Here is a 14,813-nt window from a genome sequence, read left to right on the forward strand (position 1 = left end):
TCTCTCATACCGATGCCGGTCCTACGTGGCCCTTGCGCAATGCCTCGATGACCGCAGCCTTGGGGCCGTCGGCGACGACCCGGCCGTTGTCCAGCACGATCAGCCGCTCCACCAGGCTGAGCATCGACATGCGATGGGTAATCAGCAGCATCGTCTTGCCTTGGGACCAGCCCTGCAGGTGGTGGCGCAGCGCATCTTCGCTGCTGTTGTCCATGGCGCTGGTCGGCTCGTCGAGCAGCAGGATGGGCGGGTCGAGCAGCAGGGCGCGGGCCATGAGCACAAGCTGCCGCTGGCCGCCGGATAGCAGCTGGCCGCGTTCGCCTACCGGACGGTCGAAGCTGAGCGGATGCTGGCGCGCCAGCTCGTGGGCGCCTGTGAGCTGGGCGACTTCGAGCATGCGCTCGTCGCTGACGTAGCGTGCGCCCAGGGTCATGTTGTCGCGCAGGCTGCCCGCCAGCAGCGGCATGTCGTGGGAGACGTAGCCGATCTGGCTGCGCAGGTCGGCGACGTCGATCTGTCGCAGATCCAGGCCATCCAGCAGGATCTGCCTTCGTCCGGCGTGTAAAGCCCCATGATCAGGCGCGCCAGGGTGCTCTTGCCGGAGCCGCTGCGGCCGATGATGCCGACACGCTCCCCGGGGGCGATGCGCAGGCTGATGTTGCGCAGCGACGGGCTGGCCAGTCCGGGATAGCTGAACGTCAGCTGATGCAGGTCCAGCGCGCCGTGCAGATGGGTGCGCTCCAGCGGCCGCTGCTGCTCCTGGCGCTCCTGGGGCAGGGCCATCAGCGCGTCCGTGCTTTTCATCGTCAGCCGTGCCTGCTGCAGGCGGGTGATCAGGCTGGCGATCTGGCCCAGCGGCGACAGTACGCGGCTGCCGAGCATGTAGCAGGCCACCAGGGCGCCGACGCTGAGATCGCCGGCGATGATGCTGTAGACGCCGCCGACGATGGTCGCCATGCCGGCGAACTGCTGCAGGAACAGCGTGCCGTTCATGGCGATCGCCGAGAGCATCCGGGCGTGGCTGTCCAGGCGGGTGAGCGCGCCGTGGGTTTTCTCCCAGCGATGCTGGCGCTCGCTTTCGCCGCCGCAGGCCTTGAGCGTCTCCAGGCCGCCCAGCGTTTCCACCAGCAGGGCCTGGCGCTCGGCCGCGAGGGCCAGGCTCTTCTGCACCGTGTCCCGCAGGCGTGTCTGGATGATGAAGGCGAACAGCGCGGTAATGGGAAATGCCAGTAGCGGGATCACCACCAGCCAGCCGCCGATCAGGCCGATGACCAGGATGATCAGCAGGGCGAAGGGCAGGTCGATCAGGCTGGTCAGGGTTACCGCCGTGAGAAAGTCCCGCAGGCCCTGGAAGTCGTGGATGCTTTGCGCGAAGCCGCCGATGGTCGCCGGCCGGGCCTTCATCGTCATGCCGGTGATGCGTTCGAACAGCGTGGCCGAGAGCACCACGTCGGTCTTCTTGCCGGCCGTATCCAGCAGATGTGCGCGCAGTACGCGCAACAGCAGCTCGAAGGACGTGCCGATGAACAGGCCGATGGCCAGTACCAGAGCGTGGCAGTGGCCTGGTTGGGAACCACGCGGTCATAGGTCTGCATGACGAACAGCGGGACCATCAGCCCCAGGGTGTTGACCAGCAAGGTCGCGACCATGGCGTCGGCATACAGCCAGCGCGACAGCTTGAGCGTGTCGCGAAACCAGGCATGCACCCTGGGCAGCAGCGGGTTGCGGGTTTCCTCCAGTTCGTGGCGGGGGCGGGCGAAGAACGCCTCGCCGCTGTAATCCTCCGCCAGGACGTCGCCGGCCACCCATTGTTCGCCGCCTTCCGCTTCGCTCGGCAGAATCAGGGCCCGGTTGTCGTCGCCCCATCGTGCCAGCACGGCACTGCGGCCGTTCTTGAGCAAAAGCAGGACCGGCAGGTTGAGCGGGGAGATCGCCGCCAGCGTGCGTTTGATCACCCGCCCCTGCAGCCCAGCGCGGGCAGCCGCGCGCGGGAGCAGGGTGGCGCTCAAGCGCTGATTGGGCATCGGCAGGCCTGCGCTCAGGCTGGCACGGCTGGCAACGCAACCGTGCTGTTTGCACAGGATCAGCAGCCCGTCGAGCAGGGGATCGTCGTGGCTGACCGGCTACGACGCGGCCACGGGCGTGGCGAGCTACCAGTACCAGCTGACCAGCCCGACCACCGACGTGGCCGATGCGCAGGAGAGCGACACCTTCGCCGTCAGCGTCTCGGACGGCACGGCCTCGGCCTCGGGCGATCTGGTCATCACCATCGTCGACGACGTCCCGAGCGCGCAGGACGACAGCTTCGACCTGAGCGAAGACAGCGCCTCGGTCAGCGGCAACGTGCTGGACAACGACACCGTCGGTGCCGACGTGGCGGGCAGCGTCAGCAACCCGGGCGTGCAGGACGGCAACTACGGCACCCTGACGCTCAATGCCGACGGCAGCTTCAGCTACGAGCTGAACACCGGCCTGCCGGCGGTGCAGGGCCTGGACAGCGGCGAAAACCTGAGCGAGACCTTCAGCTACACCCTGCAGGACGCCGACGGCGACCCGTCGACGGCGCAGATCACCATCACCATCCACGGCAGCAACGACGCGCCGACCCTGGCCGTGGTGGGCGCGACCGTATACGAAGCGGGCCTGCCGGCTGGCTCGGACGCTTCGGCCAGCAGCGAATACGCCAGCGGCAGCTTCACCGTCGGCGACGTGGACGGGCTGGACGACATCCAGAGCGTGACCATCAACGGCGTGACGGTAGCCATCGGCAGCCTGGTCGGCAGCAGCTTCGCCGGTGCCCACGGCACCCTGAGCGTGACCGGCTACGACGCGGCCACGGGCGTGGCGAGCTACCAGTACCAACTGACCAGCCCGACCACCGACGTGGCCGATGCGCAGGAGAGCGACACCTTCGCCGTCAGCGTCTCGGACGGCACGGCCTCGGCCTCGGCGAGCCTGGTTATCGGAGTGGTCGATGATGTCCCGACGCTGGGCAGCTTCATCAACGCGGTAATCCCCAACGAGATTGGCTCGGTGAACGGTACGTTCTCGGTCGTGCCGGGAGCGGATGGGCTGAGTGGATTCGAGATCACGGGGCCCGAGCTGAATGGCGTCACCTATCAAACGACCGACAACTTCGACGGCAGCACCTTCGTCAGCACGACACTGACCGCGCTAACAGCGACCAACGACCCGGTGTTTACATTGACGGTGAGTGCCGATGGCACCTACAGCTTCAATCTGATCGCCCCTGAAGCCGGCTACACGCAAGCCATCGACTTTTCCAGCCTGGAGCCGGGCGCACCGATTTCCGTCATCAGCAGCACCGATCACGGCTGGACATTCGACGGTCTGAAATTTACCGGGACTTCGCCCACCGATTTCACGAACCCGAACAGCGGTAGCGGCTCGAACAGCGATCTGCTCAATGTGTCGGGGAACGGATTCGGGCTGGGCAGTGCGCAATCGGTCCCGGACAACGGTGGTTTCCTCTACACCCAGGATGGCGGCGCCGACAGCCTGCGGTTCTATGCCGATGTTTCGTCCAACGTCGAAGGCAAGGGCACCGTCTACATAACCTGGGCTGCGTATGGAGGCACCGTTGGCGGTACGCCTCTGGCCGTCAGTTCGCAGAGCATCACCTTGACCGCGGATGGCTGGGTTGTGATCGATCCCGGTATCTCGTTCGAGAACCTCGTCGTGCGCGTCGATGTGGAGGGCAGCTCCAGCGGCGGCATCCGGGTGCAGGATTTCTCCTATACGCGAGAAGTTCTTCCGGACGACCAGAGCCTGCCGTTCGCCGTCGTCGCACAGGACGGTGATGGGGATCTCAGCAATACCGCTTCACTCGACGTGCAGATCACGGCCGCCAACTCGGCAGGAACGTTCGTGCTCGATGGCTCGCTGGGCGACGATGTGATCGCAGCCAGCAGCGCGATTGACGTGATCGACGGCAAAGCCGGCTTCGATATCGTCGACTACAGCGACGCGACTACCGATATCCAGGCCAGCCTGGCCGCCGGAACGGGCATGCTGGGCGCGGCAGGGGATAGCTATGCCGGCATCGAGGGCCTCATCGGTGGCGCCGGCGATGACTACCTGGTCGGCGATGAGTCCGACAATTACCTGGCCGGCAACATGGGGAGCGACCAGCTTGTCGGTGGGGGAGGCGACGATACGCTGATCGGTGGTGCCGGAGACGATTACCTTTATGGCGAGGCGGGTGACGATGTGCTGGTGGGCGGCGCGGGTGCCGATGTGCTCGATGGTGGAACTGGCATCGATACGGCGGATTACCATAGCGATACTGCCGGTATCACGGTCAACCTGCAGACCGGCAGCGGAAGTGGTGGCGAGGCGCAGGGCGATGTGCTCTCGGGTATCGAGAATGTCCTGGGCGGCGCCGGCGATGACAGTCTGGTCGGCGATGAATCCGACAATTACCTCGACGGTGGCGTCGGCAACGACATGCTGTTCGGTGGCGAAGGCGATGACGTCCTCGTCGGCGGGCTGGGCGACGACGTGCTGAGCGGGGGCGCCGGTCGTGACAGTTTTGTCTGGCGCCTCGGCGACGAGGGTGGCGCCGACACGATCACCGATTTCCATATCGACCCCGACGGGGCCGGCTCGGATGTCATCGACCTCTCGCAACTGCTCGTCGGTGTGGGCGAGGACGCCGCGACGCTGGGCGACTACCTGGACTTCGCCTTTGGCGGGGACTCGACGACCATCTCGGTGAGCCTGACCCCGGGCGGTGCGTCGGTTCAGGACATCACCCTCAGCGGCGTGGACCTGAGCGCGTTCTATGGCACGGACAACGTCGCCGATGTCATCGACAACCTGATCGACGACGGGGCGCTGAAGGTCGACAACGGCTGACCTCGCCCGGTGGCTGGCCCGCTGCCCATGACGGGTAGCGGGCCTTTTTGCGGAGAAGGATATGCTCTACATCGCGCGAGACGAGCACGGGATGTTGCGCCGCGTCGAGCCGGCGCCGTTCGAGGGGATGACCGGGACGTTGCGAGCCGATAGCGACGAAGCTCAGCGCTGGTTGGCGGCCCATGATGATGCGAACACGCAACTGGCCGGCCTGCAGGGGTCGGATCAGGACATGGCGCGCGTGCTGGAGGATCTGGTCGGCGTGCTGGTGGCGCGGGGCGTCATTCGCTTTACCGATCTGCCCGAGGCGGCACAGCGCAAGCTGCACGCCCGCGCCCAGACCCGCGCGCGGCTGGGCGGCCTCAGTACGCTTCTGGAGGATGACGAGCCGCCGCTCATCTAATGAGCCTGCCGAGTCAGGAGTCCGACGCCGAATCCTGCCTAAGGCGGGCTTCCCAGAGGCGAGGGGCGCCGATCAGGTGGCCCATGACTCCGCGCACGCCCATACCGGCCAGCACCTGCAGTTCTCCGTCGGTTTCCACCATTTCAGCGATCAGCGGCAGGTCGATGCTGTTGGTGGTGCGATAGATCGCTTCGATGAACAGGCGTTTGTCCTCATCCTGGTCGATGGCGCGGATATAAGCACCGTCGATCTTCACATGGGCCAGCCCGAGGTGGGCAAGGTTGCCGATCTTGCTGAAGTCGCCACCGAAATGTTGCAAGCCCAGGCGCGTGCCGGTCGCCCGGATCTTCTGGCTCCATTGCTGCAGGTGCGTGTCGATGGGCAGGTCGTGTGCGTTCAGTTCGAGGGTCAGCATGCCGGCCTCGGCCGGATTGCTGCGCAACATGGCTAACACCTGCTGCAGGTGCCGGGCATCCCGTAGCGTGGCGGCGGACAGGCTGAGCGCCAGTGGCTGTGGGGTCGTCTTCAAGCGTGTGAGCACCAGCTCCAGCATGATCTGGTCGAAGCGCGCCGCCCAGCCCAGCCGTTCGAGCCAGGGTAGGAACTGCCCGGCGCTGAGCGGCTCGCCGGAGGGAACGGGCAGCCGCGCCAGGAGCTTGTGGTGGAGGATTCGCCCCGGCTCGGCCGCCAGGGCCACCGGCTGCACATAGAGCAGCAGCGCACTCTCGCTCAGAGCCTGGTTCAGTGCGTCATGCCAGCCGTGCTGGTCGTGCAGCGGTTGCGTCCAGTGGCCCTCGAGCAACAGCCAGCCGCTATCGCCGGCTTGCGCCTGGCTCAGCGCCTGGTCGGCCCGCTCGAGCACATGATGCGGCTCCTCCCCCGGGCGGAAGGCCGCCACGCCGATGTGGGCAACCGGGATGCCGTCGCTCGAGCCGGTGGGGCGCAGGGTTTCCAGTTCGGCGCAGAGCATTGTGACCAGCGGCGCGACCTCGTCCCGGTGCAGGCCGGGGGCGAGCAGTACGAACTCGCTGCCGCGGTTACGGGCAGCCAGCCACTCGGCGCGCCCGTGGCGGGTCTTCAGGCGCATCAGCAGTTCGCCGATGGCGACGATGAGGCGGTCGCTGAACTGGCCGCCGTAGCGCTGGTTGAGGCCGTTGAGGTCGTGTATCTGGAGCAGCAGCAGATAGCCTTCGGCATGGTGTTCCGCCGGCGACAGTTGCGTGGCCAGGCGCAGCTCCAGCAGACGGCGGTTGGCAAGCCCGGTAAGGTCATCCTGATAGGCCTGCTGGCGAAGCTTCTCGCTGCGCTCGGCTTCTTCGGCGAACAGCATCTTGAGCTTCTCGACCATCTGGTTCATCGCCTGCACGACGCGGCGCAGCTCGGGCGTGCGGGGCAGATGCGGCAAGGTGACGAATTCGCGCTGGGTGATGGCATGCGCCTGGTCGACCATCCGGTCCAGGGGCCGCAGCTGGCTGCGCAGCAACCAGCCGCCGAGCAGTGCGCTGACCAAACCGCAGGCCAGCAGCCAGAGCAGGGTGGCGACGCTGCCGTCCCACAGCTTGGCCAAGGCGAACTGCGGATGGCTGACGACCTCGATCCGTGCCGCCTGCTCCCAGCCCCGCATGATCAGGGCATCGCCGCCCTGGGCAGGCAGATCGACCAGCGCGGCGAACCAGTCCGGTACCTGCTGCACCTGAATATTCGCGGTTCGCTCGACGATGGGACTGCCGTCGGTGATGCGCAGCACACGGATGCTGCTGAAATAGCCGCTGTCGAAGATCGAGTTCACCAGCAATTCCAGCATCACCGGGTCGTCCACATGGGGCGTCATCGACACTGCCAAGGCGGTTGCCGCATCCTGGGCATGGGAGCGCAACTGGTTGAGCGACTGCTCGCGGGAGTTCTCCACGCTGGCAATGAAGCTGCCGGTGAAGGCCACGACCAGGAACAGGCAGATGGCGAGAAACAGCTGCTTGAGTAACGACATACTTCCCCCTCGAGGCTGCTGCATTCATCAGCGGTTAGCGACGAAACGGCAGCGGACCCTAGCCCTCACCAATGAGAAAACCTTCGGCACGCATCTTCAGCAGGACGTCCTGCCAGCGTGACAGCCTTTTGCTATCTCCGCTACGTTTGCCGCCTGTGGCGCCCGGCAAAAAAAGCCCCTCGGCGTTGAAGGCGTAGACGGGGAGCAGGTCGTTGCGCTGCGAGGCCGGGCGGATGACGCCGTCGATGTTGTCCAGTACCAGCGGGTCCGCGGCTGGGCTCGGGTAGTAGGTCAGTACCATGTGTGCCTGGTTGAGGCGCAGCGCCTTGACGTAGGTGATTCGCATGCGCTCGCTGGGAATGCCGAGCCGGCGCAAGGTGAAGTATTTGGCCAGGGCATAGTCTTCGCAGTCGCCGGCGCCCTTGAGCAGCGCTTCGACCGGCGTCGCCCAGTAGTCTTCCTGCTGCCAGACGTGCATGTCGTCACTGAAGGCGATGTGGCGGTTGAAGAAGCGGTTCACCTGGTCGAGTTTTTCCCGCTCGTCCAATGCCGCGGCCTGGTCCAGCAGGTCGCGCCAGGCCTCGATGCGGTTGCGGGCCTCGTCGAGCGGGCCATAGCGCTGTTCGGCGGTAAGAAAGATGCGGCTGAAGTCCCACGCCTGCCAGTCCGCCAGAACGGCGGGTACCCAGCCCAGCGGCCCCAGTAGCAGTGCAAGCGCCAGCGCTGCCAGGCGAACGGGGCGGTCAGTGCCGTGCTGGGAAGCCTGCATTGATGGAACTCCAGCGAGCGATCCGGAAGTTCGGCTGTGGGCCTTCAGTGTCGTTGATTCAGCCTGTCGACCGGCAAGGTTTTCTGCCGGAGGATGTACAGGGTCACCAGCGATGCACTCAGCAACATGCCGATGCGTGCCCAGAATAGCGGAACCAGCCAGCAGGAAACGCCAATGCTGACCCACATCGTGGCGATTGCATAAGCCTTGCCCTTGAGCGGGATGCCGTTGCCCTCGAGATAATCGCGAAACCATGGGCCGAGGCGCGGATGGCCGACCAGCCAGTCGTAGAACTGCTGCGAGCTGCGTACGAAACAGGCGGCGGCGAGCAACAGGAACGGCGTGGTCGGCAATACCGGCAGGAAGATACCGATCACCCCCAGCAGCACCGCGAGCCAGCCGATGACAAGCAGGATCGAGCGAACCAGAGGGCTGCGGTGCTGCCGGGTGTCGCGGTGAGCCACGAGGCTACATCGCTTCGCTAATCAATGGCGGCGCGGCTTGAGCAGCGCCGGCTTTTCCTCGGGAGCATGGCAGATCAGGTAGAGCGCGGTGAGCAGTTCGGGAATCTGGCTCACCATCTCGTCCACCAGTTCGTCGTTCTCGGCGATCTCGGCGAATTCCGGTTGCTCGTCGAACAGCCCGGAACCGACCATGATCGGCAGCAGCAGCTCGCTGACTTCCTCTTCGGAGTCCTCGAACCAGACCGCCTCGCGCATGAACACGCCTTCCATGAAACCGATGCACCAGCCGCGCAGGTCGGAATCGTCCGGCTCCTCGCCGAGGTCCAGGTCGCAGGGCAGCTCCATGTCCTCGTCGCTGGCCAACTGACGGGAAATATGGGCCTTGAGCTGGATCAGCGTGGCCTCGATGGCGTCGCGCTCGGTGTCGTCCCGGTACTTCGGCGGCTCGGAGAACAGCGCGTCGATCCATTCGCGTTCGGGCACCTGCTCGGAGCAGATGCACAGCGCAGTCAGGTAGCCATGGGCGGCGATGTAATCCAGTGCCTCTTCATGCAGGTCATCGGCATCAAGAAACACTTGCAGGCGGGCGAGTTGCTCGGCGAAAGACATCGGGAACTACCTTGGGGTGTGAGGACAACCGGGATTCTAGACGAGGCGCGGGGCTCAGGCTACTCAAGCGTTCCGCGAAGGCGCATGAACGGCGGCACTTCCCTGGCGTCCGAAGTCCGGTCCTGAATTCCAGCGGCTGCTGGCGTATACTGCGCGCCTTGTTTCGGAGACCGGCATGCTCGACCAGGCACAGCGCATCCTCAAAGACGTATTCGGCTACGACGCCTTTCGCGGCAACCAGGGCGCAATTATCGAGCGTGTCGGCAGCGGTGGCGATGCCCTGGTACTGATGCCCACCGGCGGCGGCAAGTCGCTGTGCTATCAGGTGCCGGCACTGCTGCGCGAAGGCCTGGCGGTGGTGGTGTCGCCGCTGATCGCGCTGATGGACGACCAGGTGGCGACGCTCGACGAGCTGGGTGTTTCGGCCGTGGCGCTGAACTCGACGCTGAGCCCCGAGGAGCAGCGCGATATCGCCGAGCGTATCCGCCGCAACGAGATCAAGATGCTCTACCTGGCGCCCGAGCGCCTGGTGCAGCCGCGCATGCTGGCGTTCCTGCAGCGACTGAATGTCGCGTTGTTCGCCATCGACGAGGCGCATTGCGTGTCCCAGTGGGGCCATGATTTCCGCCCCGAATATCTGCAACTGGGTCAGTTGGCCGAGCTGTTTCCCAATGTGCCGCGCATCGCCCTGACCGCTACGGCGGACAAGCGCACGCGCGAGGAGATCGTCCAGCGCCTGCATCTGGAAAACGCCGAGCGCTTCCTCTCCAGCTTCGACCGGCCGAACATCTTCTACCGCATCGTGCCCAAGGAACAGCCGCGCAAGCAGTTGCTGGGCTTTCTCGCCGAGCGCCGTGGCGATGCCGGCATCGTCTACTGCATGTCGCGCAAGAAGGTCGACGACCTGGCGGCATTCCTCACCGAGCAGGGCTTCCCGGCGCTGCCCTATCACGCCGGGCTGCCCAACGACCTGCGTGCCTATCACCAGAAGCGCTTCCTCAACGAGGAAGGGCTGATCATGGTGGCGACCATCGCCTTCGGCATGGGCATCGACAAGCCCAACGTGCGCTTCGTCGCCCACCTCGACCTGCCCAAGTCGCTGGAGGCCTATTACCAGGAAACCGGCCGCGCCGGGCGCGACGGGCTACCGGCCGATGCCTGGATGGCCTACGGCTTGCAGGACGTGATATTCCTCAAGCAGATGCTCAATAACTCCGAGGGCGACGAGCGCCACAAGCGGGTCGAGCAGCACAAGCTCGATGCCATGCTGGCACTGTGCGAGGAAACCCGTTGCCGCCGTCAGGCGCTGCTGGCGTACTTCGACGAAGAGTTGCCCACGCCCTGCGGACACTGCGACAACTGTGCCGACGGCGTGCAGACCTGGGATGCTACCGAGCCGGCGCGCCAGGCGTTGTCGGCCATCTACCGCAGCGGCCAGCGTTATGGCGTCGGTCATCTGGTGGATATCCTGTTGGGGCGCGACAACGACAAGGTGCGTGGTTTCGGCCATCAGCATCTGTCCGTGTTCGGTGTCGGCAAGGCGCTGAGCGAAGGCGAGTGGCGCACGCTGTTCCGCCAGCTGGTCGCGCGCGGGCTGGCGGACGTCGACCTCGACGGCTTCGGTGGCCTGCGCCTGTCCGACAGCTGCCGGCCGTTGCTGCGTGGTGAGGTCGCCCTTGAGTTGCGCCGCGATCTCAAGCCGCAGCAGACCTCCAAAGGCCAGTCGAAGAGTCCCGCCAGCCAGCTGGTGCGCGGCGAGGAGCGCGAGACCTGGGAGGCCCTGCGGGCCCTGCGCCGCAAGCTGGCGGAGGAGCATGCCGTGCCGCCCTACGTCATCTTCCCGGATGCCACGCTGCTGGAGATGTTGCGCAGCCAGCCGGCATCGCTGGCGGACATGGCCTCCATCAGTGGCGTCGGTGCGCGCAAGCTGGAGCGTTATGGCCAGGCGTTCCTCGACGTGCTGCAGGGTGGCGCCGAGGCCGCCAGGTCGCCGGCGGATCTGCGCCACGAACTGATCACCCTGGCGCGTGCCGGCATGACCCCGGCGCAGATCGCGCGCCAGCTCGACTGCAGCGAGAAGAATGTCTACGCCATGCTCGCCGAGGCCATCGGCCAGCAACAGCTGAGCCTGGAGCAGGCGCTGGACCTGCCCGAGGATCTGCTTGGCGAAATCCAGGAGGCCTTCCTCGACGGCGAGGGCGAGCTGCCGCCGGTGGCGGCGGTGGCCGAGCAGTTCGCCGGCCGCGTGCCGGAACAGGTGCTGTATTGCGTGCGCGCCGCGTTGCAGGTCGAGTTCGAATTGTAACCAGCTGCATCCGCTGCCCGGGCTGGCCATGCCCCGGACGCGCTAGGTTAGCGGTTGCGCTGGGGACGCGCCATCATTTGGCCTTTTCGATGCCTATCACCGGCCGAAGGTCGTCTTGCCTGCATTCCGGAGCTGTGATTAGCTCACTAATAATTAGTTTCTGCAGGAATGCACGTTACATGTACGCCGAGCAACATCGCTTCGCCATGCAGTTGGCGCAACTCTCGCGTGGCTGGCGCGCCGAACTGGATCGGCGCCTGGCCGATCTGGGGCTGTCCCAGGCACGCTGGCTGGTGCTGCTGCACCTGGCCCGTTTCGATCATGAGCCGACCCAGCGCGAGCTGGCGCAGAGCGTGGCGGTGGAGGGGCCGACCCTGGCGCGCCTGCTCGACAGTCTCGAGGCCCAGGGCCTGGTGCATCGCAAGGCGTCCCCCGAGGACCGGCGGGCCAAGCGCGTGTCCCTTGGCGCACCGGCGTTGCCGCTGATCGAGAAGATCGAGGCGATTTCCACCCAGGTTCGCCACGAGGCGTTCGCCGGCATCGACGAGGAAGACCTGCGCAAGTGCCAGCAGGTGCATGCGCGCATCCTCGCCAATCTGGACAAGCGCTGAGCGGGTTGGGCTTCGCTGCGCTCAACCCAACCTACGTAGCGGCACAGGCTGTAGACCGTAGGTTGGGTTGAGTCGCGCAGCGACGAAGCCCAACGCCACCCCGCGACAAGCCCTGCGACGGCCGAATCAATGGCCTGGCCGCACGTTCCTGGCTGCACGTTCGTTGGGCGATCCTGATTCGCCGGGCGGGCGGTGCTCGTTGGCAGGCGCCCCGACCTCGGCGGCCAGCCGACCCTCGTTTGCCTTAGAAGCTGCGCCCGAGGTTCAGATAGAGCGCCTGCTCGTCTTCGTCGTTGACCCCATAGCTGAAATTCAGCGGGCCCAGCGGGGTGTCGTAGCCGAGGAAGATGCTGGCCGCGTTGATGTAGCCGCTGTCGAACGCGTTGTCGTTGTTCCAGGCGCGACCGCGTTCGAGCGATCCTCCCAGGTAGACCGGGAAATCCAGCGGCAGGAACGCACGCGGCGTCATGCGGCGGTAGTAGACCACGCGCGCCAGGCTGATGTTCTGCCCCGACAACGCATCCTGGCGAAAGCCGGACAACTGCCGTGCGCCGCCGAGCAGGAAGCTCGATGTCACCACCTCGGCATCGTCCAGCGTGCGCCCGTAGCGGCCGCCGAGCACCCAGGTATTGGCGTCATGGCTGATGGCCTTGTCCAGCGCGAGGTTCCATTGCCGGTAGCGTTGGTCGGAGCTCAGGCTCGGGTCGTACTGGCGCAGGGTCAGGCGGATGTCCTCGCCTTCGCGTGGGAAGTCGACGTTGTCCAGCGTGTCGAACGAATACTGCAGCGCGTAATAGCCCTCGGTGAAGCTGAAGTCCGGCAGGTCGCGCTCGCCGACCCGCACGTCGGCTTCGCCCCAGGCCTGGCCGATGCCGAAGCGGATCTCGCCGTTGTTGGCGATCTGCCGGCCGAGATTGAGGCCATAGCCGTAGCGCTGCAGGCGGTATTCGGCGATCGGGTCGTTATCGAGAATGGCCTCGACGTTCTGCGCCTCGATAAAGGCGTTGGGGGCGACGAACCAGCGCGAGCCGGCATCCAGCGGCTGGTAGAACTCGCTGTAGAGTTCCTGGCGGTCGCCCAGCTGCAGGCGCGTGAGCCATTCGGCGCCGAGCTGGTTGATGCCGTTCTTGCGGTAGCTGGCGCCCAGGTTGAACACGCTGTCGCCCTGGAAATCGTCGGACAGGCTGAGGCCCAGGCGCAGGTAGTCGGTGCCCGTACGCTTTTCCCGCGCGCTGATCACCAGGGTGTTGCCGAGCTTGCGGCGCTGCACGCGGTATTCGACGCGCTCGAAGTAGTCCAGGCCATAGAGCGTACCCATGTCCTTCTGCAGGTCTTCCAGGTCCAGCGGTTCGCCGAGCCGTTGGCGGATATGCCGGCGGATCACCGCATCGCTGACCTTCGAATCGTTTTCCACCCTGATCGCGGTGATCACCGGGGTGCGCGGGTCGCCCGAGCGGGCCAGGCTCAGTGCCGGGCTGCCGCCGGTGGTGCTGCGCATCTCGGCCAGGCGGCCTTCCAGTGCGAGCGTGGCGCGGTAGCCGGCGTCGACCAGCTGTTCGGCGCGGCCGAAGTCGGTCGAGCCGTAGCCGGCCAGCGGCGGCTGGATCAGCAGGTCCTGGGGCAGCAGGGTGGCCAGCTGCGCTTCGGAGTTGCGCCGGGTCATCATGGTGATCGACTGGTTGAGCACATCGACCACCGTGAGCAATTCCTTGCGCGGCTTCAGCGGCGTGCCGATGTCCACCACGATGAGGCGGTCGACGCCCATGCTGCGGGCCACATCCATCGGGATGTTGTCGACCATGCCACCATCCACCAGCAGATGGCCTTCGACTTCCACCGGTGCGAACACCGCGGGAATCGACATGCTGGCGCGAATGACCTGGGGCAGGTGACCGCTGCGGAAGACCACCTTTTCGTCGTTGGCGATGTCCGTGGCCACGGCGCGGAAGGGGATCGGCAACTGGTCGAAATCGCGGGTATCGCTGGCATGCACCAGCAGGCGCTCCAGCAACAGGGCGAGGTTCTGCCCCTGGATCACGCCGAGCGGCAGGCCGAGGCTGCCATCGTCGCGAAAGCTCAGCTTGCGCTTGATCAGGAAGTCGCGGTCGTCCTGTTTGCGCCGATAGGGGATGTCCTGGCGGGGCGGGTCATCGGAAAGCACCTGCTGCCAATCGAGCGTCAGCGCCAGCCGTTCCAGCTCCGCGACGCTGTAGCCGGCCGCGTACAGCCCACCGACCACCGCGCCCATGCTGGTTCCGGCGATGGCATCAATGCGCACACCCTGTTCTTCCAGCGCCTTGAGCACGCCGATGTGGGCCAGCCCGCGTGCAGCCCCGCCGGACAGCACCAGGCCGGTCTTCGGCAGCGCCGTTTGCTCGACGGCGAAGCAGAACGAAGGAAGCAGCAACAGCAGGGCAATGAGCAGGCGGAGCATGATCGAACCGGGTGGGGGATGAAGAAGGAGGGCTATTATAGGCCGCCGCAAAACTCTCGGAGCTGCCCGCATGGCCGACGCGAAACCGGAAATCGTCATCACCTATTGCACCCAGTGCCAATGGCTGCTGCGCGCGGCCTGGCTGGCCCAGGAACTGCTCTCGACCTTCGCCGAGGACTTGGGCCGCGTCTGCCTGGTGCCCGCCAGCGGCGGGGCGTTCCACATCACCTGTGATGGCGTGCAGATCTGGGAGCGCAAGCGCGACGGTGGCTTTCCCGAAGCGAAGGAACTCAAGCAGCGCGTGCGCGACCAGATCGATCCACAGCGTTCGCTGGGGCACAACGACCGCTGAG

At 65.8% G+C, this 14,813-nt stretch carries 10 protein-coding genes and 1 pseudogene; 5 read left to right on the forward strand and 6 right to left on the reverse strand.

Going from position 1 to position 14,813, the window contains the following annotated elements; genetic code table 11:
• Positions 1-4 precede the first annotated feature (4 nt).
• Positions 5-2,102 (reverse strand): annotated as a pseudogene (locus BAY1663_RS00105) (type I secretion system permease/ATPase).
• On the opposite strand from BAY1663_RS00105, the gene BAY1663_RS00110 reads away from it, so the two are divergent.
• Positions 2,074-4,878 carry a VCBS domain-containing protein gene (locus BAY1663_RS00110; RefSeq protein WP_128575991.1) on the forward strand — a complete coding sequence of 935 codons (2,805 nt, stop codon included), beginning with the start codon at positions 2,074-2,076 and terminating at the stop codon, positions 4,876-4,878. The pseudogene BAY1663_RS00105 and the gene BAY1663_RS00110 overlap by 29 nt on opposite strands.
• 61 nt (positions 4,879-4,939) lie before the next feature.
• Complete coding sequence (locus BAY1663_RS00115) at positions 4,940-5,281, forward strand: hypothetical protein (RefSeq protein WP_037036836.1); 342 nt, start codon at positions 4,940-4,942, stop codon at positions 5,279-5,281.
• A 13-nt stretch (positions 5,282-5,294) separates the two neighbouring features.
• Here the strand turns inward: BAY1663_RS00115 and lapD are convergent, their stop codons facing one another.
• Genes lapD through BAY1663_RS00135 form a run of 4 tightly spaced genes read right to left on the reverse strand, consistent with a single transcriptional unit; the run spans position 5,295 to position 9,110 of the window.
• A complete protein-coding gene (gene lapD, locus BAY1663_RS00120; RefSeq protein ID WP_037036837.1) occupies positions 5,295-7,268 on the reverse strand; it encodes a cyclic di-GMP receptor LapD in 1,974 nt (657 codons plus the stop codon).
• A 58-nt stretch (positions 7,269-7,326) separates the two neighbouring features.
• Positions 7,327-8,037, reverse strand: a complete 711-nt coding sequence (gene lapG / locus BAY1663_RS00125) for a cysteine protease LapG (protein ID WP_037036839.1) — start codon at positions 8,035-8,037, stop codon at positions 7,327-7,329.
• Between the two features lie 44 nt (positions 8,038-8,081).
• On the reverse strand, positions 8,082-8,501 hold the full coding sequence (locus BAY1663_RS00130; protein ID WP_037036841.1) for a YbaN family protein: 420 nt from the start codon (positions 8,499-8,501) through the stop codon (positions 8,082-8,084).
• 21 nt (positions 8,502-8,522) lie between these two features.
• Positions 8,523-9,110, reverse strand: a complete 588-nt coding sequence (locus BAY1663_RS00135; RefSeq protein WP_037036843.1) for a YecA family protein — start codon at positions 9,108-9,110, stop codon at positions 8,523-8,525.
• A 175-nt stretch (positions 9,111-9,285) separates the two neighbouring features.
• On the opposite strand from BAY1663_RS00135, the gene recQ reads away from it, so the two are divergent.
• Together recQ and BAY1663_RS00145 are read left to right on the forward strand one after the other, a co-directional pair.
• On the forward strand, positions 9,286-11,415 hold the full coding sequence (gene recQ, locus BAY1663_RS00140) for a DNA helicase RecQ (protein WP_037036845.1): 2,130 nt from the start codon (positions 9,286-9,288) through the stop codon (positions 11,413-11,415).
• 179 nt (positions 11,416-11,594) lie between these two features.
• The gene (locus tag BAY1663_RS00145) at positions 11,595-12,026 is read left to right on the forward strand and encodes a MarR family transcriptional regulator (protein ID WP_037036847.1); all 432 of its coding nucleotides are present in this window, start codon (positions 11,595-11,597) and stop codon (positions 12,024-12,026) included.
• Positions 12,027-12,270: 244 nt separating this feature from the next.
• Here the strand turns inward: BAY1663_RS00145 and BAY1663_RS00150 are convergent, their stop codons facing one another.
• Positions 12,271-14,460, reverse strand: coding sequence for a patatin-like phospholipase family protein (locus BAY1663_RS00150; protein ID WP_037036850.1), 2,190 nt, complete (start codon positions 14,458-14,460; stop codon positions 12,271-12,273).
• Positions 14,461-14,530: 70 nt separating this feature from the next.
• On the opposite strand from BAY1663_RS00150, the gene BAY1663_RS00155 reads away from it, so the two are divergent.
• The gene (locus BAY1663_RS00155; RefSeq protein WP_037036851.1) at positions 14,531-14,812 is read left to right on the forward strand and encodes a SelT/SelW/SelH family protein; all 282 of its coding nucleotides are present in this window, start codon (positions 14,531-14,533) and stop codon (positions 14,810-14,812) included.
• Position 14,813 lies beyond the last annotated feature (1 nt).

It is taken from the genome of Pseudomonas sp. BAY1663 (genome assembly GCF_000582595.1).
In the GTDB taxonomy this organism is placed as follows: Bacteria; Pseudomonadota; Gammaproteobacteria; order Pseudomonadales; family Pseudomonadaceae; genus Stutzerimonas; species Stutzerimonas stutzeri_AF.